The following is a 21031-nucleotide window of genomic DNA, read 5'->3' as shown; positions in this document are numbered from 1 at the left end:
GATGACCGACTATCGGGGTAAAAATGTTGTCATTATCGGGTTGGGACTGACCGGTCTCTCCTGCGTTGATTTTTTTATCAGCCGAAACGTCACGCCCCGGGTGATGGACACCCGTTTTACACCGCCAGGGCTGGATAAGCTTGCCGATAAGGTGGAACGGCACCTGGGCGGCCTGAATGAAGACTGGCTGCTGGAGGCGGATCTGATCGTCGCCAGCCCCGGCATCGCCCTGGCGCATCCGGCCCTGGCCGCCGCCGCCGCCGCGGGCGTGGAAATCGTCGGCGATATTGAACTGTTTTGCCGCGAGGCCCGGGCGCCTATCGTGGCGATTACCGGTTCCAACGGCAAAAGCACCGTCACCATGCTGGTGGGCGAGATGGCGAAAAGCGCCGGCTGGCACGTGGGCGTGGGCGGTAATATCGGCTGGCCGGCGCTGATGCTGCTCAACGAGCCTTATCAGCTGTACGTGCTGGAACTGTCGAGCTTCCAATTGGAAACGACCTCCAGCCTGCGCGCCGCCGCCGCCACCATCCTCAATGTTACCGAGGATCATATGAACCGTTATCCGCTGGGTATGCAGCAGTACCGCGCGGCCAAATTAAAGATTTACGAACAGGCGCGGGTCTGCGTGGTGAATGCCGACGACGCCCTGACCATGCCGGTGCGCGGCAATGACCCGCGCTGCGTCAGTTTTGGCGTCGGCGCCGGGGATTACCGGCTCGATCTGCGTCCGGACGGCCAATGGCTGAGCGTCCGGGGCGAGGATGTGCTCAATACCGCCGCGATGAAGCTGACCGGACGCCATAACCATACCAACGCCCTGGCGGCGCTGGCCCTGGCCGATGCCGTATCCGTCCCGCGCGCGGCGAGCCTGAAGGCGCTGGAGACGTTTACCGGCCTGGCCCATCGTTTCCAACTGGCCTATGAACACCGCGGCGTGCGCTGGATCAATGACTCCAAGGCCACCAATGTCGGCAGTACCGAGGCGGCGCTGCATGGCCTGGCGGTCGACGGCACGCTGCATTTATTGCTGGGCGGCGACGGCAAATCGGCGGACTTTAGCCCGCTGCTGCCGCTGCTGCAGGGCGAACGGATAAGACTGTACTGCTTTGGCCGCGACGGCGCGCAGCTGGCCGGCCTGCGTCCGGAAGTCTCGACGCTCACCGAGACCCTGGAACAGGCGATGAAACTGATTGCCGGCCAATGCGGGGCAGGGGACATGGTCCTGCTGTCGCCGGCGTGCGCCAGCCTCGATCAATTCCGTAGTTTTGAACATCGCGGCGATGAATTCGTGCGGCTGGCAAAGGAGTTAGGCTGATGCATATGCCGGGGCTGAGCCGTTTTGGCGGACTGAAAGATTGGATTATGGGCGTGCGCGATGTCGAGGCGCCCACCAACGTGCTCTACGATCGCACTTTGCTTTGGCTGACGCTGGGCCTTGCCTGCCTCGGTTTTATCATGGTCACCTCGGCGTCGATGCCCATCGGCCAGCGGCTGTCCGACGACCCGTTTTATTTTGCCAAGCGCGATGCCTTTTACCTGGCGCTGGCGTTCGGCCTGTCGCTGGTGACGTTGCGCATACCGATGGAAGTCTGGCAGCGCTACAGCTCGGGCATGCTGCTGATCACCATGGTGATGCTGCTGGTGGTGTTGGTGGTGGGCAGTTCGGTCAACGGCGCCTCGCGCTGGATAGCGCTGGGACCGCTGCGTATCCAGCCGGCGGAATTATCCAAACTGTCGCTGTTTTGCTATCTCGCCAGTTACCTGGTGCGCAAAGTGGAAGAAGTCCGTACCAACTTCTGGGGCTTTTGCAAACCGATGGGCGTGATGGTGGTTCTGGCGGTGCTGCTGCTGGCGCAGCCCGACCTGGGCACCGTGGTGGTGCTGTTCGTGACCACGCTGGCGATGCTGTTTTTGGCCGGCGCGAAGCTGTGGCAGTTCCTGTCGATTATCGGCTCGGGCATTTTTGCCGTGGTGCTGTTGGTTATCGCCGAACCCTACCGTATGCGCCGCGTCACCTCGTTCTGGGATCCCTGGCAGGACCCCTTCGGCAGCGGTTACCAGCTGACCCAATCGCTGATGGCGTTCGGCCGCGGCGAATTCTGGGGACAGGGGCTGGGGAACTCGGTACAGAAACTGGAATATCTGCCCGAGGCGCATACCGACTTCATCTTTGCGATTTTAGGTGAGGAACTGGGGTATTTCGGTGTGGTTTTGGCGCTGTTGATGGTATTCTTCGTCGCTTTTCGCGCCATGTCCATCGGGCGCAAGGCGCTGGAGATCGATCAGCGCTTCTCCGGATTCCTGGCCTGCGCCATCGGGATCTGGTTCAGTTTCCAGGCGTTGGTCAACGTGGGGGCGGCCGCGGGCATGCTGCCCACCAAGGGGCTGACGTTGCCGCTTATCAGTTATGGTGGGTCGAGTTTGCTGATTATGTCTACCGCCATCGTATTATTATTGCGTATCGATTATGAAACGCGCCTGACCAAGGCGCAGGCGTTTGCAAGGGGGCCCCGATGACCGGCAAAACCAGGCGTTTAATGGTGATGGCCGGCGGTACCGGCGGTCATGTATTCCCGGGGCTGGCGGTGGCGCATTATCTGATGGCGCAGGGCTGGCAGGTACGCTGGCTGGGCACCGCCGATCGCATGGAAGCCGATCTGGTGCCGAAAAACGGTATCGACATTGATTTTATCCGCATCAGCGGATTACGCGGCAAAGGATGGCGGGCACAGCTGTATGCGCCGGTGCGCATCTGGCGGGCGGTGCGGCAGGCGAAAGCCATTATGCGCGCCTACCGGCCGGATGTGGTGCTGGGCATGGGCGGTTATGTTTCCGGTCCCGGCGGCCTGGCGGCGTGGCTGTGCGGGGTGCCGGTCGTCCTGCATGAGCAAAACGGCATCGCCGGCCTGACCAACCGCTGGCTGGCGAAGATAGCGACAAAAGTATTGCAGGCGTTTCCCGGCGCGTTTGCCAACGCCGACGTGGTGGGCAACCCGGTTCGCACCGATGTGCTGGCGCTGCCGTTGCCCGCGGAACGCCTGCGGGACCGGCAGGGATCGGTGCGGGTGCTGGTGATTGGCGGCAGCCAGGGCGCGCGCGTTTTGAACCAGACCATGCCCGGCGTGGCCGCCCGGCTGGGCGAGCGCATCACGCTTTGGCACCAGGTGGGCAAAGGCGCGCTGGACGAAGTGAACCAGGCTTATGCCGCGCTGGGACAGACCGGGCATAACGTGACCGAATTCATCGACGACATGGCGGCGGCTTACGGTTGGGCGGATGTGGTGGTTTGCCGCTCCGGCGCCCTGACGGTAAGTGAAATCGCCGCCGCCGGCCTGCCCGCGATTTTTGTGCCGTTTTTGCATAAAGACCGGCAGCAGTACTGGAACGCCCGTCCGCTGGAACAGGCGGGCGCGGCGCGGATTATCGAACAGCCGCAGTTCTCGGTGGACAGCGTGAGCGAGACGCTGGCCGGATGGGATCGATTGACGCTGCTGGCGATGGCGCAGAATGCCCGCAAAGCGGCGATTCCGGACGCGACGGAGCGGGTGGCGCGGGAAGTGGCGGCGGCGGTGAAGGCGGATAACCGCTACGCGCCGGCAATGTGACATTAACCGGACGGGGCCATGGCGCCGTCTGTTGAGAAATCATAATACTTTAAGTGGTTAAAACGTGAATACACAACAACTGGCGAAACTGCGAACTTTTGTACCCGAGATGCGGCGTGTGCGGCAAATCCATTTTGTCGGCATCGGCGGCGCGGGTATGGGCGGTATCGCGGAAGTGCTGGCGAACGAAGGCTATCAAATCAGCGGCTCCGATCTGGCGCCGAATGCCGTGACGCAGCAATTGACGGAACTGGGGGCCACGATCTTTTTTAACCACCGCCCGGAAAATATCAGCGAGGCAAGCGTCGTCGTCGTCTCCAGCGCCATCGCCAGCGACAATCCGGAAATCGTGGCGGCCAAAGAGGCCCGGATCCCGGTTATCCAGCGCGCGGAAATGCTGGCGGAGCTGATGCGTTTTCGCCATGGCATCGCCATCGCCGGCACCCATGGCAAGACCACCACCACCGCCATGGTGGCCAGTATTTACGCCCAGGCCGGGCTGGACCCGACCTTTGTCAACGGCGGATTGGTAAAGGCGGCCGGCGTGCACGCCCGGCTGGGGTGCAGCCGCTACCTGATCGCCGAAGCGGATGAAAGCGACGCCTCGTTCCTTCACCTGCAGCCGATGGTGGCGATTATCACCAATATCGAAGCCGACCATATGGATACCTACCAGGGCGATTTCGAACTGCTGAAACAGACGTTTATTACGTTTTTACATAATTTGCCGTTTTATGGCCGCGCGGTGATGTGCATGGACGATCCGGTGATTCGCGAGCTGCTGCCGAAAGTGGGCCGTCATATCACTACCTACGGCTTCAGCGATGACGCGGATGTGCGCATCACCGATTACCGCCAGCAGGGGGCCCAGGGCAGCTTTAATCTCCATCGGCAGGATAAGCCGGTGCTGGCGGTAACCCTTAACGCGCCGGGCCGCCACAACGCGCTCAACGCGGCGGCGGCGGTGGCGGTGGCTACCGAGGAAGGCATTGAGGACGACAGTATTTTGCAGGCGTTGTTCCAATTCCAGGGTACGGGGCGCCGTTTTGATTTCCTCGGCAGCTATCCCCTGGATAATGTGAACGGCAAGACGGGCGAGGTGATGCTGGTGGATGACTATGGCCACCATCCGACCGAGGTGGACGCCACCATCAAGGCGGCGCGCGCCGGCTGGCCGGATAAACGCCTGGTCATGGTGTTCCAGCCGCACCGGTATACCCGCACCCGCGATTTATATGAGGATTTCGCCAACGTGCTGTCCGGGGTGGATGTGTTGCTGATGCTGGATGTCTATCCCGCCGGCGAGTCGCCAATCCCGGGCGCCGACAGCCGCTCATTGTGCCGGACCATCCGTGGACGGGGAAAGATCGACCCCATCATGGTGCCGGACATGGAGTCGCTGCCGGAAATGCTGGCGCTGGCGTTGCAGGATAATGATCTGGTGCTGATGCAGGGCGCCGGAACCGTAGGCAAAATCGCGCGCAAAGTGGCCGATAACCATTTGCAGCCCCGACCAATCGCAGAGGGACGACATGCCTGATAACAACCATCCGCCGGGCGGCGTTTTCGTCAACCACCGCGTGCCGTTGCGGCCCGCAGATAGCGTGGCGGGCTGATATATGTCCCAGGCAGCGATAAACATCCGCAGCCGCGAGGCTGAAAGCGCCGCCACAGGGCGCAGCAACGGCGGCCAGCTGGCGGGGCTGATATTCCTGATGATGGTGCTCGCCACCATCGTCTGGGGCGGCTGGATGGTGGTCGGCTGGATGAAAGACGCGCATCGTCTGCCGCTTTCCCGGCTGGTGGTTACCGGACAACGTTATTACACCACCAACGATGATATCCGCCAGGCGATACTGGCGCTGGGCGCGCCGGGCACGTTTATGACCCAGGACGTCAATGTCATCCAGCAGCAGATAGAACGGCTGCCGTGGATCAAGCAGGCCAGCGTGCGCAAGCAGTGGCCCGATGAACTCAAAATCCACCTGGTGGAATATGTACCGGTGGCGCGCTGGAACGATTTGCATATGCTGGACGCCAGCGGCAAGGCCTTCAGCGTTCCCGCCGAGCGTATCGGCAACCAGCCCATGCCGATGCTGTACGGACCGGAAGGCAGCGAACAGGATGTGCTGACGGGCTACCGCACCATGAATGACGTGATGACCGCCCATAAATTTCAGTTAAAAACGGTCAGTATGAGCGCCCGGCATTCCTGGCAGCTGACGCTTGCGGATGATATCCGGCTGGAATTGGGCCGCGACGACCGGGCCCGGCGTTTGCAACGCTTTATCGGGATTTATCCGGTTCTACTCCAGCAGGCCCGGACCGATAACAAACGCATCAGCTATGTGGATTTGCGCTATGACGCGGGAGTCGCGGTAGGCTGGGCGCCGGCGTTTATCGATCAGCAGCAAAATAGTATTTCGCAACAGAATCAGGTACAGGCTAAATAATAATGATCAAGTCGACGGACAGAAAACTGGTAGTTGGACTGGAGATCGGTACGGCAAAGGTCGCCGCATTGGTAGGGGAAGTTCTGCCCGATGGCATGGTCAATATTATCGGGGTGGGCAGCTGCCCTTCCCGGGGTATGGATAAAGGCGGCGTAAACGATCTCGAATCGGTGGTGAAATGCGTCCAGCGCGCCATCGATCAGGCCGAGCTGATGGCGGATTGCCAAATCTCCTCGGTTTACCTGGCATTATCCGGCAAGCATATAAGTTGCCAGAACGAAATAGGGATGGTTCCTATTTCAGAAGAAGAAGTTACGCAGGAAGATGTGGAGAATGTGGTGCATACCGCCAAATCCGTGCGGGTGCGCGACGAACACCGGATTTTGCATGTGATACCCCAGGATTATGCCATCGACTACCAGGAAGGCATCAAAAATCCGGTCGGTTTATCCGGCGTGCGCATGCAGGCTAAGGTTCATCTGATAACCTGCCATAATGATATGGCGAAGAACATTGTTAAAGCCGTCGAGCGCTGCGGCCTGAAAGTGGATCAGCTGATTTTCGCCGGCCTGGCGTCCAGCTACGCGGTACTGACCGAGGACGAGCGCGAACTTGGCGTCTGCGTGGTGGATATCGGCGGCGGCACCATGGATATCGCGGTCTATACCGCGGGCGCCCTGCGGCATACCAAGGTGATACCGTACGCCGGCAACGTGGTGACCAGCGATATCGCCTATGCCTTCGGTACGCCGCCGGCCGACGCTGAGGCCATCAAGGTGCGCCACGGCTGCGCCCTGGGCTCGGCGGTCAGCAAAGACGAAACCGTCGAAGTCCCAAGCGTTGGCGGCCGTCCGCCGCGCAGTCTGCAACGGCAGACCCTGGCGGAAGTGATTGAGCCGCGTTATACGGAATTATTGAACCTGGTGAACGACGAAATCCTGCAACTGCAGGAGCAGCTTCGCCAGCAAGGGGTTAAGCATCATCTGGCCGCCGGTATCGTGTTAACCGGCGGCGCGGCGCAAATCGACGGCCTGGCGGCCTGCGCCCAACGGGTGTTCCATACGCAGGTGCGTATTGGACAACCGCTGAATATTACCGGTCTGACGGATTATGCGCAGGCACCGTACTATTCTACCGCTGTCGGGTTATTGCATTACGGTAAAGAGTCTCATTTGAGCGGTGAGATTGAAGTGGAAAAACGTACCTCGGTAAGCAACTGGGTCAAACGCATCAGCAGCTGGCTGAGGAAAGAGTTTTAATTGTTTACTTGCGGGGTCATGCTGTGCAGGCGGCTGGCTCCGATGCGACAGGCACAAAACGGAGAGAAACTATGTTTGAACCTATGGAATTAACCAACGACGCGGTGATTAAAGTCATCGGCGTCGGCGGCGGCGGCGGCAACGCCGTTGAGCATATGGTGCGCGAACGCATCGAAGGCGTGGAATTTTTTGCGGTCAACACCGATGCCCAGGCATTGCGTAAAACCGCGGTCGGCCAGACCATCCAGATTGGCGGCGGCATCACCAAAGGTCTGGGAGCGGGCGCCAATCCCGAGGTGGGTCGCAATTCCGCCGAGGAAGATCGCGAAGCGCTGCGCGCGGCGCTGGAAGGCGCGGATATGGTGTTTATCGCGGCCGGCATGGGCGGCGGCACCGGCACCGGGGCTGCGCCCGTGGTGGCGGAAGTGGCCAAGGAATTGGGCATTTTGACCGTGGCCGTGGTGACCAAGCCGTTTAATTTCGAAGGCAAGAAGCGCATGGCGTTTGCCGAGCAGGGGATCGCCGAGCTGTCCAAGCACGTGGACTCGCTTATCACCATCCCCAACGACAAATTGCTCAAGGTGCTCGGACGCGGTATTTCGCTGCTGGACGCCTTCGGCGCCGCCAACGACGTACTGAAAGGCGCGGTGCAGGGTATCGCGGAATTGATCACCCGTCCCGGTCTGATGAACGTCGACTTCGCCGACGTGCGCACCGTCATGTCCGAAATGGGCTATGCCATGATGGGCTCGGGCGTTGCCTGCGGCGAAGATCGCGCGGAAGAAGCGGCTGAAATGGCGATATCCAGCCCGCTGCTGGAAGATATCGATTTGTCCGGCGCGCGCGGCGTACTGGTCAATATCACCGCCGGCTTCGACCTGCGTCTGGATGAGTTTGAAACCGTGGGTAACACTATCCGCGCGTTCGCCTCCGACAACGCGACCGTGGTCATCGGTACCTCCCTTGACCCGGATATGAACGACGAGCTGCGTGTGACGGTCGTGGCCACCGGTATCGGCATGGACAAGCGTCCTGAAATTACCCTGGTGACCAATAAGCAAAACAGCCAGCCGATAATGGAAAACCGCTATCAGCAGCATAATCACGGCATGTCGCCCATACAGCAAGAGCAGAAAATTGCGGCCAAGGCGGTCAACGAGCAAAACTCGCAGGCCGGCAAGGAACCCGATTACCTGGATATCCCGGCGTTTTTGCGCAAGCAGGCCGACTAAATCAGACGAAATTGGGAATCTCCGCTCTTTGTGCTAAACTGCCCCACCGACGTTAGCCTATAATGTGTCGGTGGTATGGATAACATTGCGAGATAAACTGATGATCAAACAGCGGACACTGAAACGTATTGTGCAGGCCACAGGCGTTGGTTTACATACCGGTAAAAAGGTAAAACTGACCCTGCGCCCTGCATCGGCTAACACCGGGGTCATCTATCGCCGCACGGATTTGAATCCTCCGGTGGACTTCCCGGCGGATGCTAAATCGGTGCGGGATACCATGCTTTGCACGTGTCTGGTCAATGAGCATGATGTTCGTATATCCACCGTCGAACATCTTAATGCCGCATTGGCAGGTTTGGGCATCGACAACATCATCGTTGAAGTCAATGCGCCTGAAATTCCTATTATGGACGGCAGCGCCAGCCCCTTCGTCTATCTGCTGATGGACGCCGGAATCGAGGAGCTTAACTGCGCCAAGAAATTCCTGCGCATCAAGGACAAGGTTCGCGTTGAAGATGGCGATAAATGGGCTGAACTGACGCCGTTTAATGGTTTCAAGCTCGATTTTACCATTGATTTCAAACATCCTGCGATCGATGCAAGCTCGCAACGTTATTGCCTGAATTTTTCCGCCGAGTCTTTCGTGCGGCAAATCAGCCGCGCGCGCACCTTCGGGTTTATGCGCGACATCGAATACCTCCAGTCCCGGGGCCTGTGCCTGGGCGGTAGTTTCGATTGCGCCATCGTGGTTGATGATTATAAAGTGCTGAACGAAGATGGGCTGCGTTTTGAGGATGAGTTTGTTCGCCACAAAATGCTCGACGGTATCGGCGATCTGTATATGTGCGGCCACAATATCATTGGTTCGTTTACGGCGTTCAAGCCGGGCCATGCATTAAATAACAAATTGCTGCAGACCGTCCTGGCCCGCCAGGAAGCCTGGGAAATGGTGACTTTCGAAGACGAAGCCGAAATGCCGTTGGCATTTGCCGCGCCCTCGTTTGTGATTGCCTAACGCACGGGTATTTAGCGCTATAACGGACTGTTATTTCCCACGACGGGTGGGGTTGGCACCTTCTCCGGCCAGCCCTGCCAGCCGTTCGAGCAGCTTTTGCAGCTTCTCGGGGCTGCGGGCCGCCAGGTGGCGAATCGCCTCGGCGCTCTGCGGGCTTAGTCTGCGTCTTTTTATGTCCTCCCCCTGATCCTTTACCTGCCGCTCGCTGCTGTTTTGCGTGATCAAATGCCCTTTTGTTGCCAGTGTCGGGTTAATCCTGATGTCGATGGATGACAATGATGGTAGAATCTGCGCTCGTAAAGCGGATAATAACCGTGATTGTTCATAGCGTAACCTCATCATCCAACTGGCATTGGCGGTTTCAAGCACCAATACCCCTTGCCTGAAATTGGCTACGCGACACCAGGGTTTCATCGGCGCGGGAAGCAGCGCGGCCACTGCCTGGTTCAGCTTTAACAGCGCCACGGCGCGTTGCTGGATTTGCTGCAGGGTCTGGCGCTCCGGCGTCGCAAGAACAGTAAACAGGGTATCAATGGATTGTGGACGACTGTCGCGCATAACAACTCCGGCGGAATGCATTAAGTAATGGGTATTTTAAATTGTTGGCGACAATTTGGCAGACGTTATTTCTGGCCGCATCTCCTGTTGGGGATGGTCGCGGCCGGCTTTGGCGTGCCTTATGCCCTCAACAGCGGGCAGGAGCAGGCGCAGCTGGCCAATACCCTGCCAAGCCTGAGCCGGCAAAACGCCTGTCACGCCGGCTTTACCCACCTGGCCCTGCTGAAGGACGCCCAGCGCCGTCCGTCGTTTTCGGTGGATTATTGGCATCAGCATGCCATTCGCACGGTCATCCGCCATTTGTCCATTGCCTGGGTGGCGCAGCACGCCGGCGTTCCCGCATTGACGGCGGACAATGCCGCCCCGTTAAACCTGCAGCGCCAGGTCCTGTTAAGCTCCCTTAGCGCCCTGCTGACCCACGAGCCCAAGCTGCCGGCCGTCATTCGTCATATCGCCCGGGCGGACTACCGGCCCGTTATCGATCATCGTACAGGAATTCGCCTGGCGCAGGTACAGGGAATTCGCGCCGGACCCCTCCGCCTCAGCTAACCGTATATCACGGACTTTTTATACCCCTTACGCATCTATTGGCCGCTGCCTGATAATCAGCGCCGGCCGTGACGAGATTTAAATAATTATGTTATCTAAACTGCTTACAAAAGTTTTTGGTAGTCGCAACGATCGTACCCTGCGCCGCATGAGCAAAACCGTTGAACTGATTAACCGGATGGAGCCGGAGCTGGAAAAGCTGAGCGACGCGCAGCTGGCCGCCAAGACCGTGGAGTTCCGCGCCCGTCTGGAGAAGGGCGAAAGCGTCGACAGCTTACTGCCGGAATCCTTTGCCGTGGTGCGCGAGGCCAGTAAACGCGTCTTCGGCATGCGCCACTTCGATGTCCAGCTACAGGGCGGCATGGTGCTTAACGACCGCTGCATCGCGGAAATGCGCACCGGTGAAGGTAAAACGCTGACCGCCACCCTGCCGGCGTACCTGAACGCCCTGAGCGGCAGGGGCGTCCATGTGGTCACGGTCAATGACTACCTGGCCCAGCGCGATGCCGAAAACAACCGTCCGCTGTTTGAATTCCTCGGGCTGACCGTCGGCATCAACCTGCCGAATATGCCGGCTCCGGCCAAACGCGCCGCCTATGCCGCCGATATTACCTATGGCACCAATAACGAATACGGTTTCGATTACCTGCGCGACAACATGGCGTTCAGTCCGGAAGAGCGCGTACAGCGCAAACTGCACTACGCGCTGGTGGATGAGGTCGACTCCATCCTTATCGATGAAGCCCGTACGCCGCTGATTATCTCAGGCCCGGCGGAAGACAGCTCCGAAATGTATATCCGGGTGGATAAACTCATTCCCCACCTGATCCGCCAGGATAAAGAAGACTCCGACTCGTTCCAGGGCGAGGGGCATTTTTCGGTGGATGAAAAATCACGCCAGGTCAATCTCACCGAGCGCGGCCTGGTGCTGATTGAAGAACTGATGGTCCAGGCCGGTATTATGGAAGAGGGCGAGTCGCTCTATTCCCCGGCCAATATCATGCTGATGCATCACGTCACCGCCGCGCTGCGCGCCCACGTGCTGTTCTCGCGCGATGTGGACTATATCGTCAAGGACGGCGAGGTGATCATCGTCGACGAACATACCGGCCGCACCATGCCGGGACGCCGCTGGTCCGACGGGCTGCACCAGGCGGTGGAGGCCAAGGAGCATGTGGCGATCCAGAACGAAAACCAGACGCTGGCCTCCATCACGTTCCAGAATTACTTCCGCCTGTATGAAAAACTGGCCGGCATGACCGGTACCGCCGATACCGAGGCCTTTGAATTCAGCTCGATCTATAAGCTCGATACTATCGTGGTGCCGACCAACCGGCCGATGATCCGCAAGGATTTACCGGATCTGGTCTATATGACCGAAAAAGAAAAGATCGACGCCATCATCGATGATATCAAGGCCTGCTCCGCCAAAGGGCAGCCGGTGCTGGTGGGGACCATCTCCATCGAAAAATCCGAAGTGGTGTCGCGCGAGCTGGAAAAAGCCGGCATCGAGCATAAGGTGCTGAACGCTAAATTCCATGCCATGGAAGCGGATATCGTGGCCCAGGCCGGTTCGCCCTTTGCCGTGACCATCGCCACCAACATGGCCGGTCGCGGTACGGATATCGTGCTCGGCGGCAGCTGGCAGGCGGAGATTTCCCACCTGGAGAACCCGAGCGAAGAGGACATCGCCGCAATCAAAGCCGCCTGGCAGATTCGCCACGACGCGGTGCTGGCCTCCGGCGGCCTGCATATCATCGGTACCGAACGCCATGAATCGCGCCGTATCGATAACCAGCTGCGCGGCCGTTCCGGCCGTCAGGGCGACGCCGGCTCCTCGCGTTTCTACCTGTCGATGGAAGATGCCCTGATGCGTATCTTCGCGTCCGACCGCGTCACCGGCATGATGCGCAAGCTGGGCATGAAACCGGGCGAGGCCATCGAGCATCCTTGGGTGACCAAGGCTATCGCCAATGCGCAGCGCAAGGTGGAAAGCCGCAACTTCGACATCCGTAAACAGCTGCTGGAATACGATGACGTCGCCAACGACCAGCGCCGGGCTATCTATAGCCAGCGCAACGAACTGCTGGATGTGGCCGATATCAGCGAGACCATTATCAGCATCCGCGAGGACGTGCTGAAAACCGTGCTCGACAATCATATCCCGCCGCAGTCCCTGGAAGAAATGTGGGACGTGCCGGGACTGGAAAAACGGCTGAAGGACGATTTCGATCTGGATATGCCGATTGCGGAATGGCTGGATAAAGAGCCCGGCCTGCACGAGGAAACCCTGCGCGAGCGCATCCTGGAACAAACGCTGGAACAGTATAAGCGTAAAGAGGAGGTGGTCGGCACCGAGATGATGCGCAGCTTTGAAAAAGGCGTGATGCTGCAAACGCTTGATTCCTTATGGAAAGAACATCTGGCTGCGATGGACTATCTGCGCCAGGGTATCCATCTGCGTGGTTACGCCCAGAAAGATCCCAAGCAGGAATACAAGCGTGAATCTTTCGCCATGTTTGCCGCCATGCTGGAATCGCTGAAATATGAAGTCATCAGCACCCTGAGCAAGGTCCAGGTGCGCATGCCCGAGGAAGTGGAAGCCCTGGAGCAGCAGCGTCGTGAAGAGGCGGAGCGCCTGGCGCGCCAGCAGCAGCTTAGCCACCAGCCCGAGCCGATGCTTGCCGACGTGGGTGCCTTGGCCAACACGCCGGTGCATGAGGGACGCAAGGTCGGGCGCAACGATCCGTGCCCCTGCGGTTCCGGTAAAAAATATAAGCAGTGCCACGGCAAATTACAGCAATAATATAATAGTGATAGGCTAGGGACGCTGTCGCCTTAGGGTGACGGCGTTGAGCCGTGCTGAGATGATTTTATCGGAGTACCTGTGACAATAACTATTCGCACCATTGCCGTAGGCATTATCCGTAATGCGCAACAGCAGATCTTTATCGCCCAGCGGCCGGCGGACTCGCATATGGGCGGTTTCTGGGAATTCCCCGGCGGCAAAATGGAAGAGGGCGAAACCCCCGAGCAGGCGTTAAAACGGGAACTGCTGGAAGAGACCGGCATCAGGGTCGAACGGGCCGAACTGCTGGCCACCAGCCAGCACCAGTTTGCCGATCGGGATATGGCCTTCTATTTTTTCCTGGTCGAGGACTGGCAAGGCACGCCGTACGGCAAAGAGGGACAGCCGGTGCGCTGGTGCCCCCAGGCGGAACTGCGGGCCGATGAATTCCCGCCCGCCAATGCGTCAATCATCCGCCAGCTGATCGCCGCGACCTGACCTGCATCCGGCCCCGCCCCGGGGCCATATCACTTTCAGCGCTGATCTTCGCTCCAGTCTTCGCTATCGGTAAGCTGCGTATCACTGGGGATAACTTTTTCCTCATCGGCCCACTCGCCGAGATCAATCAGCTGGCAGCGTTTACTGCAAAAAGGCCGGAACTTGCTCTGCGCAGTCCACTCAACGTCCGCGCCGCAGGTGGGGCAGTTTACTACCATGATATCGTCACTCAATGTTAACTCCTGAAACCTTGCAAATCTGGCCGGCCGCTACGCCAACCGGTGCCTCGACCCGTTATCTTAACGCAATTGATCAACAGCAGGCCAATTCAAAGGACAAACGGTTCGGCACCACGCCGTTTTCGCTGTCCAGGGATAAGAACCGGATGGCGTAGCGGGTTTTATGGCCGGAAACCTGCGGGTAAAGCTGGGACACCAGCGGGATGCGCATACGCAGCAAATCGGCGTCCTCGGCGTTATCCTGGAAAAAGCCGTTCAGGCTGATCTGGTTTTTAAAGGGTTCCGAATGCCGGACCAAATCCAGCGTAATGGTTAACGCGCTGTGCAGCGGGTCAAATGTTTTCAGCCACAGATTCACCTGCTGATCGCGCACGGTCTGCGGCAGATGAAGCCAGATATGCAGGCCGGGCAAATCAAAGCTGCAGCAGCCGCCGGGAATGGACAGGCGCTGGCGCACCGAGCCGATTAAACGGTCCTCGCGTACCGCCTGTCCCAGGCGCGGCGCGGCCATCAATACTGCGGCGCACTGTTTGAGTTCGCTGCGCAGCGCCCTGACGCGCTCACTGTCGACGCCGGGCACGCCGTCCCACTGCAGCATTTTCTGCTGCTGGCGGTCCAGTTCCTTGAGCATTTCAGTGCGTACATCGCCACGCTCAAGCACATCCAGCAAATCGGAGACGCTGCGGAAAAACGGCAACGCGCTTGAGATGTCAGTCAACGTCGGATAGTTATACAGTTGCTGCAGTAAAAATTCCAAACGCAGCCAGGTGCGCATTTTTTCATTTAACGGATGCTCAAACAGCACCGTGGTCGAGTAGACGTCACTCATTTTAATTCATCCTGTCGGGTTGCTGATGCCGCAAGCTGAAGGTAACGGCGGTGCAGTTTTGCCACCTCGGCCGTTAGCGCTTCGGGACGCCCGCTATTATCTATAATATCGTCGGCACAGGCCAGACGCTGTTGGCGTGAAACCTGCGCGGCAAGAATGCTTTTGACCTGGTCGGGGCTGATGCCGTCGCGGCTTAGGGTGCGGGCAATCTGGATCTCTGTCGGCACATCGACCACCAGTACCCGGTCCGCCTGGGACTGCAATTGGTTTTCAATTAACAGCGGCACCACCCATAATACGTAATGTCCATCGGCGCGGGCCAGTTGTTGCCGGGTTTCTTGTTGGATAAGCGGATGCAGCAAACGGTTAAGCCAGTCCTTGTCGGCGGGTGAACTGAACACGCGCTGGCGCAGCAATGAGCGGTCAAGTCGTCCGTCGGGCAGCAGGATCCCGGCGCCAAAACGGGCCTGTATGGCACGCAGCGCGTCGCTCCCCGGTTCTACAACCTGGCGGGCGATAACATCGGCGTCGACAATCGTGGCACCCAGTGCGGCGAAGGCATTGGCCACGGTACTTTTGCCACTGCCGATTCCCCCTGTTAATGCAACAATATAACGCATACAGTCTACTGACTCCTTACTGTATTCCTTTCTGCCCGTTTGCAGGTAAATTGCTACGATTGTAGCGTATATCGGGCGGTTTTCGCAGTCTTGCCGTAAGAATAATCCGGCGTATGATACCGTCACTGGAATTGGCATTCTGTACCCGAAACTTATAAGCGACCCGTCGCCATTGACCAGGAAAAACCGTTATGCGTATTGAAGAAGATATCAAGTTAGGTTTTAAAGACGTCTTGATCCGCCCCAAGCGTTCTACCCTCAAGAGCCGCTCCGACGTCGAACTGCAGCGTGACTTTACCTTTAAGCACCCCGGGTGCTCCTGGTCGGGCGTGCCCATCATCGCCGCTAATATGGACACCGTCGGCACCTTTCGCATGGCGGAAGCCCTGGCATCCTTTGATGTCGTGACCGCGGTGCATAAACATTATAGCGTGGAGCAATGGCGCGCTTTTGTTGCGCGGGCCCCTGAATCGGTATTGCGGCATGTCATGGTCTCGACCGGCACCTCGGAAGCGGACTTCGTGAAAATGAAGCATATCCTGGCCCTGTCGCCGTTATTGACCTTTATCTGCATCGACGTGGCGAACGGCTATTCCGAGCATTTCGTTAATTTTGTGCAAAAAGCGCGCGCGGCCTGTCCCAATAATGTCATCTGCGCCGGCAACGTGGTCACCGGTGAAATGGTGGAGGAATTGATCCTGTCTGGCGCCGATATCGTCAAGGTGGGTATAGGACCGGGCTCGGTATGCACCACCCGCGTCAAGACCGGCGTAGGGTACCCGCAATTGTCGGCGGTGATTGAATGCGCGGACGCCGCCCATGGCTTAAGCGGCCAGATTGTCAGCGACGGCGGCTGCTCGGTGCCGGGCGACGTGGCGAAAGCCTTCGGCGGCGGGGCGGACTTTGTCATGCTGGGCGGCATGCTGGCCGGCCATGACGAATGCGAGGGCACGCTGGTGGAGGAAAACGGCGAAAAATTCATGCTGTTTTACGGCATGAGCTCCGAGTCGGCCATGAACCGCCATGTGGGCGGCGTGGCGCAGTACCGGGCGGCGGAAGGTAAAACCGTCAAGCTGCCGCTGCGCGGGCCGGTCGAACACTCCATACGCGATATCCTGGGCGGATTGCGCTCGGCCTGTACCTATGTCGGCGCGTCCCGCTTGAAAGAACTGACCAAACGCACCACCTTTATCCGCGTGGCCGAGCAGGAAAACCAGGTGTTTACCCAGCTGTAGCCTGTTGCGGTCCTATAGATGGCTATCATGCGAATGATAGCCATCCTGCGGCCCCACGCCTTAAGTCTGCATCCGCCTGCCTCAGATCCGGTCCGGCGTGTTCCTGCGTATTACCATCCCATCACCGGGACGGCGTCAGCCGTGGCCAAACAGATCGCCCATTTGCAGCAGCGGCAGATAAAGCGCCATCACCAGCGCGCACACCAGAGCGCCCATGATCAACAGCAGCAGGGGTTCGGCCAACTGCGCCAGCGCGTCGGCGCGCCGTTGCGCCTGTTCCTCATGCATGCTGGCCAGCCGGCGGAATACCTCGTCCAGCGTGCCGGAAAACTCGCCGGTCTTGATAAGCTGGTGGCAATGGCGCGGGAACAGGCGATGACGATAAAATGCCTGATGCAGCGCATATCCCCGCTGGATATGCCGCCGTAATTGCAGCGCCGCCTCGCGGTACAAGGGATGGCCGAGGGTGCGCGCGGCAATCTCCAGGCCATTATCCAGCGGCACACCGGCCGGGTGGGTCATGGCCAATGTCTGGAACAACTGGTAGAGCGCGTGATGACGCAGCAGCGTCCCCACCGCGGGCAAATATAACAACCCCGCCTGGAGGCGACGCCGCCATCGATCATGGTAATGGCAGAACCGTCGGTAAACCAGGAACAGCAGCGCTACCCCGGCAAGCAATGCCGGCGCATGCTCTTCCACGCCTGCCGCCGCGGCCAGCAGGCAGCGGGTCGGCCAGGGCAGGGGCAGATTGATGGCGGCATAGAGCCGGGAGAATTCCGGCAGAATCCATGCCAGGAGCAACCCCATGACCATCGTTGCCATCAGCAGGATAAACGCCGGATAGCGCAGCGCGCCCGTCACTTTTTTTGTTAACCTGCCGAGCCGTTCCTCATGGTCGGCGAGCGCCAGGCAGCAGCGATCCAGCCGGCCGGTCAGCTCGCCGAGCGCCATCATGGCGCAATAAACCGGTGGGAAGACCTGGGGAAAGTCGGCCAGGGCCTGGGACAGGGTGTGGCCCTGCTCGATCTTTTCGCCCAGCAGGCGCAGCAGGCACCGCCAGCCGGCGCGCGGGTGATCTTCCGCCAGCAGCTCCAGACTCTCGCGCAGCGGCAGCCCCGCGCCGAGCAGCGTCGCCAATTGGGCGGTCAGCGCGGCAAGCTGATGCCTGCGCCAATAGCCGGCCCCCAGATAGCCGGCGGTACGCAGGTGAAACGGTTGCAGATCCCGGCGGATCAACTGCCGGCGCGCCGAGGTTTTATCCCGCCCGAGGATCTGCCCGGCACAGGCTTCCCCGGCGGAGGTAACGCCGCGCCAGGAGTAAAGCCAGAAGCCGGTCATGCCGGTTCACCCAGTACCCGCGCCAGCTCATCAAGGGAGGTCACTCCCCGCGCCGCCAATACCAGGCCCGCGCGCCAAAGTCCCGAGGGACCTGGCCGGCCTTTGCGGTTGAACGCCGCGTCGTTCATGGCGCGCCCTGCCGCCTGTGCGGCATTGCATGGGCCGCTTTGGCGACTTTCCCCGGGGTACGCACCGTCATGGGGGGAGGGCTGCGCCGGCAACAAATGAAAAATGCCGCGCCGGCCGGCATAACCCTGGTGGCACTGTTCGCAACCCACGGCATGCCATTGACGGCGAGGCGCCCAGCCCGGCGGCAGCCGCAGCGCCGTTTGTTCCGGCGCGCCTGCCTCGCGGCGGCATAGCGGGCAGAGCTGCCTGACCAGCCGCTGTGCCATCACCAGCAGCAGGGCGGAGCGCGCCAGCTCGGCGTCCAGCCCGAACTGGCTAAGACGGGCCACGGCATCCGCGGCGGAGCGGGTATGCAGGGTTGCCAGCACCAAATGACCGGTCTGGGCGGCGTTAACCGCCATGGCGGCGGTCGCGCGATCGCGGATTTCACCCACCATGACCACATCGGGATCCTGGCGGAGCAGGGCGCGCAGCAACGCCGGAAAATCCAGCCTGGCCTTGGCGTTGACCTGGCATTGGGTCATGCCCGGCAGCGACATTTCCACCGGATCCTCCACGCTGCAAATATTCAGCCTGTCGCGCGCCAGGGTATTCAGCGCGCTGTAAAGCGTCATGGTTTTACCGCTGCCGGTCGGCCCCGTGAGCAGAATCAATCCCTGGGGACGGTGCAGCAGGCGCAGGAACCGCCGGCGCAGGGCCGCCGGCATGCCCAGTCGCTCCAGGGCGAGATCTTCCGGCGCCCCGCGCAACAGACGCAGCACCAGCTTCTCGCCGCGCAGCGTCGGCAGTGTGGAGAGCCGGCACGAGCAGTGCCTGTCAGGCGGTCCGAAGACAAATTGCCCGTCCTGGGGCAGGCGCCGCTCGGCGATATCCAGCCGGGCCATCATCTTTAAGCACACCAGCAGGCGCGCAGCAAGTATTGGCATGCAATGGGCGCTTTCCCGCAGCAGGCCGTCTACGCGCAACCGGATGCGATACTCGGCCGCGCCCGTGGGTTCGATATGGATATCCGACGCCTTGAGCGCTTGTGCCTGGTTGAGCAGCGCGTCGATATAATCCCGCAGCGCCGTGTCATCGTAGGTTGCCGTCACCCGCTACTCCTCCGCGCCATCCATGTGAAACAGCGCCTGGCAAGGCCCGAGCAGATGCCGGGCGTTCTCCATGGCGCGGCAGTCGCTGCCCCAGCGCAGCCCGTCGCCGTGCCGTTTGGGCGTCAAGGCCAGGGTCAGGCCCTTCAGCGCCTGTCTGCCGGTCAGGCTGATGACGCCGTCCTGCACCGTGACCCGGTCGACATAACGCGAGGCCATGCCCTCGGGTATGCCGTCCTGGCCCGCCTGGCACTCCCGGACCTCGCCGCGCTGCAACGCGCACAGCTCCACCGCCGATTTATAGGGGGCCAGCATCTGCAGCATATCCGTCATGGCGGCTTTATCCAGATAGCGCTGGTAGCCGGGCAGGCCGATAGCGCTGAGCATGGCGATAATGGCGATTACCACCATTAATTCCACCAAGGTAAATCCCTGTTGATTAAACATGCGTTTCCCTCGCAGCCGATCCTGCCCCGACCTTACCGGCAACGCCTTCGTCCGGCCAGCGGCGGGTCGCCATACGGGATAATGGTTGGCAAAAAAAACGCGATGAGTGACCTGATGTTTAGGAATTTTGCGTAGGATGCCGCAAAATTAAGGATAAGGAGGGGGGAAAGGCCTTCGGAGATGACCGAAGGCCTGTGGTATGGGATGCCCGGCTACTGGAACCGCATCGACAAGTCCAGCGCGCGGATATGTTTGGTCAGCGCGCCCACGGAGATATAGTCCACCCCGGTTTGGGCAAATTCACGGAGCGTGTCCAGCGTGACATTGCCCGAGACTTCCAGCAGGGCGCGCTTTTGTGTGGCCGCCACCGCCCGCTGCATATCGGCCGGCGTAAAATTATCCAGCATGATGATATCGGCGCCGGCGTCCAGCGCCTGGCGCAACTCGTCCAGGGTTTCCACTTCCACCTCCACCGGCACATCGTCGCGCAGGGCCAGTGCGTTGGCCACCGCGTTGGCGATAGAGCCGGCGGCGATGATATGGTTTTCCTTGATCAGGAAGGCGTCCGCCAGCCCCAGGCGGTGATTGCCGCCGCCGCCGCACAGCACGGCGTATTTCAGCGCGGTGCGCAGGCCGGGCAGCGTCTTGCGGGTATCGAGCAGTTGGGTCCCGGTGCCGGCCAGAAGATCAACGTAACGTTTGACCTCGCTGGCCACCCCGGACAGCGTCTGCACAAAATTCAGCGCGGTGCGCTCGCCGGTGAGCAGCAGATGCGCGGGGCCGCTTAAACGGCACAGCGGCTGGTTGACGCGGATCGCATCGCCGTCCTGTACCTGCCACGCGACGGAAACACCGCCGCCGAGCTGGGCAAAGACTTCCTCCAACCAGCGCTGGCCGCAGAAAATACCGTTTTCCCGGGTGATGATAACCGCGCTGGCCTCGCTCTCCTGCGCAAGCAAACGGGCGGTGATATCGGCTTTGGCGTCGGTGGTGCCGCCCAGGTCTTCGCGCAGGGCCTGGGTGACGGATAAGGGGATATCATGCTGAATACGCTCAAGCAATTCGGCCCGGCGGCGTTCGACGTTATAACGGCGTGTCGGCATAAAAAACTCCGAAATAGCGGATAAAGGGAATCGGAGA

At 60.0% G+C, this 21031-nt stretch carries 20 protein-coding genes; 12 read left to right on the top strand and 8 right to left on the bottom strand.

Features of this window, described 5'->3' with window-relative positions:
* Window position 1: 1 nt before the first annotated feature.
* From murD to lpxC, 8 genes are all read left to right on the top strand, one after another.
* Window positions 2-1318 carry a UDP-N-acetylmuramoyl-L-alanine--D-glutamate ligase gene (gene murD, locus ACL2XN_RS12965; RefSeq protein ID WP_413728822.1) on the top strand — a complete coding sequence of 439 codons (1317 nt, stop codon included), beginning with the start codon at window positions 2-4 and terminating at the stop codon, window positions 1316-1318.
* The gene (gene ftsW / locus ACL2XN_RS12960; RefSeq protein WP_410016416.1) at window positions 1318-2520 is read left to right on the top strand and encodes a cell division protein FtsW; all 1203 of its coding nucleotides are present in this window, start codon (window positions 1318-1320) and stop codon (window positions 2518-2520) included. Before murD ends, ftsW begins: the two co-directional genes overlap by 1 nt.
* Window positions 2517-3608, top strand: a complete 1092-nt coding sequence (gene murG / locus ACL2XN_RS12955; protein WP_413730931.1) for an undecaprenyldiphospho-muramoylpentapeptide beta-N-acetylglucosaminyltransferase — start codon at window positions 2517-2519, stop codon at window positions 3606-3608. Before ftsW ends, murG begins: the two co-directional genes overlap by 4 nt.
* 64 nt (window positions 3609-3672) lie before the next feature.
* A complete protein-coding gene (gene murC / locus ACL2XN_RS12950) occupies window positions 3673-5148 on the top strand; it encodes a UDP-N-acetylmuramate--L-alanine ligase (RefSeq protein ID WP_410016414.1) in 1476 nt (491 codons plus the stop codon).
* Between the two features lie 79 nt (window positions 5149-5227).
* Window positions 5228-6061 carry a cell division protein FtsQ gene (gene ftsQ / locus ACL2XN_RS12945; RefSeq protein WP_410016413.1) on the top strand — a complete coding sequence of 278 codons (834 nt, stop codon included), beginning with the start codon at window positions 5228-5230 and terminating at the stop codon, window positions 6059-6061.
* A 2-nt stretch (window positions 6062-6063) separates the two neighbouring features.
* Window positions 6064-7320 (top strand): cell division protein FtsA, encoded by a 1257-nt coding sequence (ftsA, locus tag ACL2XN_RS12940; RefSeq protein WP_162363969.1) that lies wholly within the window; start codon window positions 6064-6066, stop codon window positions 7318-7320.
* Window positions 7321-7391: 71 nt separating this feature from the next.
* Window positions 7392-8552: a cell division protein FtsZ gene (ftsZ, locus tag ACL2XN_RS12935; protein ID WP_410016412.1), complete on the top strand. Its 1161-nt coding sequence runs from the start codon at window positions 7392-7394 to the stop codon at window positions 8550-8552.
* A gap of 100 nt (window positions 8553-8652) precedes the next feature.
* Window positions 8653-9570, top strand: a complete 918-nt coding sequence (gene lpxC, locus ACL2XN_RS12930; RefSeq protein ID WP_410016411.1) for a UDP-3-O-acyl-N-acetylglucosamine deacetylase — start codon at window positions 8653-8655, stop codon at window positions 9568-9570.
* 30 nt (window positions 9571-9600) lie between these two features.
* On the opposite strand, the gene ACL2XN_RS12925 is transcribed toward lpxC, so the two are convergent.
* Window positions 9601-10128 carry a DUF721 domain-containing protein gene (locus ACL2XN_RS12925; protein WP_413730930.1) on the bottom strand — a complete coding sequence of 176 codons (528 nt, stop codon included), beginning with the start codon at window positions 10126-10128 and terminating at the stop codon, window positions 9601-9603.
* Between the two features lie 27 nt (window positions 10129-10155).
* On the opposite strand from ACL2XN_RS12925, the gene secM reads away from it, so the two are divergent.
* From secM to mutT, 3 genes are all read left to right on the top strand, one after another.
* Complete coding sequence (gene secM, locus ACL2XN_RS12920) at window positions 10156-10677, top strand: secA translation cis-regulator SecM (protein ID WP_410016409.1); 522 nt, start codon at window positions 10156-10158, stop codon at window positions 10675-10677.
* An 88-nt stretch (window positions 10678-10765) separates the two neighbouring features.
* Window positions 10766-13483 carry a preprotein translocase subunit SecA gene (secA, locus tag ACL2XN_RS12915; RefSeq protein ID WP_410016408.1) on the top strand — a complete coding sequence of 906 codons (2718 nt, stop codon included), beginning with the start codon at window positions 10766-10768 and terminating at the stop codon, window positions 13481-13483.
* A gap of 87 nt (window positions 13484-13570) precedes the next feature.
* Window positions 13571-13963, top strand: coding sequence for an 8-oxo-dGTP diphosphatase MutT (gene mutT / locus ACL2XN_RS12910; RefSeq protein ID WP_410016624.1), 393 nt, complete (start codon window positions 13571-13573; stop codon window positions 13961-13963).
* Between the two features lie 35 nt (window positions 13964-13998).
* On the opposite strand, the gene yacG is transcribed toward mutT, so the two are convergent.
* From yacG to coaE, 3 genes are all read right to left on the bottom strand, one after another.
* Window positions 13999-14181: a DNA gyrase inhibitor YacG gene (yacG, locus tag ACL2XN_RS12905; protein WP_410016623.1), complete on the bottom strand. Its 183-nt coding sequence runs from the start codon at window positions 14179-14181 to the stop codon at window positions 13999-14001.
* 94 nt (window positions 14182-14275) lie between these two features.
* Window positions 14276-15031 (bottom strand): cell division protein ZapD, encoded by a 756-nt coding sequence (zapD, locus tag ACL2XN_RS12900; RefSeq protein ID WP_410016407.1) that lies wholly within the window; start codon window positions 15029-15031, stop codon window positions 14276-14278.
* Entirely contained in the window at window positions 15028-15651 is a 624-nt protein-coding gene (coaE, locus tag ACL2XN_RS12895; protein WP_413727146.1) for a dephospho-CoA kinase, read from the bottom strand. Before coaE ends, zapD begins: the two co-directional genes overlap by 4 nt.
* 191 nt (window positions 15652-15842) lie before the next feature.
* Here coaE and ACL2XN_RS12890 point away from each other — a divergent pair, with 191 nt between their 5' ends.
* Window positions 15843-16886, top strand: a complete 1044-nt coding sequence (locus ACL2XN_RS12890) for a GMP reductase (protein WP_410016405.1) — start codon at window positions 15843-15845, stop codon at window positions 16884-16886.
* Window positions 16887-17021: 135 nt separating this feature from the next.
* Here ACL2XN_RS12890 and hofC read toward each other — a convergent pair whose 3' ends face one another.
* The 4 genes from hofC to nadC all read right to left on the bottom strand — a co-directional run bounded on the left by hofC (window position 17022) and on the right by nadC (window position 20994).
* Window positions 17022-18227, bottom strand: coding sequence for a protein transport protein HofC (gene hofC, locus ACL2XN_RS12885; RefSeq protein WP_413730929.1), 1206 nt, complete (start codon window positions 18225-18227; stop codon window positions 17022-17024).
* Entirely contained in the window at window positions 18224-19447 is a 1224-nt protein-coding gene (locus tag ACL2XN_RS12880; RefSeq protein WP_410016403.1) for an ATPase, T2SS/T4P/T4SS family, read from the bottom strand. Before ACL2XN_RS12880 ends, hofC begins: the two co-directional genes overlap by 4 nt.
* Window positions 19448-19450: 3 nt before the next feature.
* Window positions 19451-19891, bottom strand: coding sequence for a prepilin peptidase-dependent pilin (gene ppdD, locus ACL2XN_RS12875; protein WP_410016402.1), 441 nt, complete (start codon window positions 19889-19891; stop codon window positions 19451-19453).
* Between the two features lie 212 nt (window positions 19892-20103).
* On the bottom strand, window positions 20104-20994 hold the full coding sequence (gene nadC, locus ACL2XN_RS12870; protein ID WP_410016401.1) for a carboxylating nicotinate-nucleotide diphosphorylase: 891 nt from the start codon (window positions 20992-20994) through the stop codon (window positions 20104-20106).
* Between the last annotated feature and the right edge of the window lie 37 nt (window positions 20995-21031).

This window comes from Sodalis sp. RH22 (assembly GCF_047324165.1).
Classification (GTDB): domain Bacteria; phylum Pseudomonadota; class Gammaproteobacteria; order Enterobacterales; family Enterobacteriaceae; genus Acerihabitans.
Note: the sequence above shows the minus strand (reverse complement) of the source record. Positions and strands in the feature narration are given on the sequence as shown.

Excerpts from the sequence above, each read along its gene's own strand:
- ftsA (WP_162363969.1), top strand. The coding sequence starts at position 6,064 with ATGATCAAGTCGACGGACAGAAAACTGGTAGTTGGACTGGAGATCGGT.
- zapD (WP_410016407.1), bottom strand. The coding sequence starts at position 15,031 with ATGAGTGACGTCTACTCGACCACGGTGCTGTTTGAGCATCCGTTAAAT.
- hofC (WP_413730929.1), bottom strand. The coding sequence starts at position 18,227 with ATGACCGGCTTCTGGCTTTACTCCTGGCGCGGCGTTACCTCCGCCGGG.
- ppdD (WP_410016402.1), bottom strand. The coding sequence starts at position 19,891 with ATGTTTAATCAACAGGGATTTACCTTGGTGGAATTAATGGTGGTAATC.
- yacG (WP_410016623.1), bottom strand. The coding sequence starts at position 14,181 with ATGGTAGTAAACTGCCCCACCTGCGGCGCGGACGTTGAGTGGACTGCG.
- ACL2XN_RS12890 (WP_410016405.1), top strand. The coding sequence starts at position 15,843 with ATGCGTATTGAAGAAGATATCAAGTTAGGTTTTAAAGACGTCTTGATC.
- murG (WP_413730931.1), top strand. The coding sequence starts at position 2,517 with ATGACCGGCAAAACCAGGCGTTTAATGGTGATGGCCGGCGGTACCGGC.
- secA (WP_410016408.1), top strand. The coding sequence starts at position 10,766 with ATGTTATCTAAACTGCTTACAAAAGTTTTTGGTAGTCGCAACGATCGT.
- nadC (WP_410016401.1), bottom strand. The coding sequence starts at position 20,994 with ATGCCGACACGCCGTTATAACGTCGAACGCCGCCGGGCCGAATTGCTT.
- lpxC (WP_410016411.1), top strand. The coding sequence starts at position 8,653 with ATGATCAAACAGCGGACACTGAAACGTATTGTGCAGGCCACAGGCGTT.
- ftsW (WP_410016416.1), top strand. The coding sequence starts at position 1,318 with ATGCATATGCCGGGGCTGAGCCGTTTTGGCGGACTGAAAGATTGGATT.
- murD (WP_413728822.1), top strand. The coding sequence starts at position 2 with ATGACCGACTATCGGGGTAAAAATGTTGTCATTATCGGGTTGGGACTG.
- coaE (WP_413727146.1), bottom strand. The coding sequence starts at position 15,651 with ATGCGTTATATTGTTGCATTAACAGGGGGAATCGGCAGTGGCAAAAGT.
- secM (WP_410016409.1), top strand. The coding sequence starts at position 10,156 with ATGGGTATTTTAAATTGTTGGCGACAATTTGGCAGACGTTATTTCTGG.
- ftsZ (WP_410016412.1), top strand. The coding sequence starts at position 7,392 with ATGTTTGAACCTATGGAATTAACCAACGACGCGGTGATTAAAGTCATC.
- ftsQ (WP_410016413.1), top strand. The coding sequence starts at position 5,228 with ATGTCCCAGGCAGCGATAAACATCCGCAGCCGCGAGGCTGAAAGCGCC.
- ACL2XN_RS12925 (WP_413730930.1), bottom strand. The coding sequence starts at position 10,128 with ATGCGCGACAGTCGTCCACAATCCATTGATACCCTGTTTACTGTTCTT.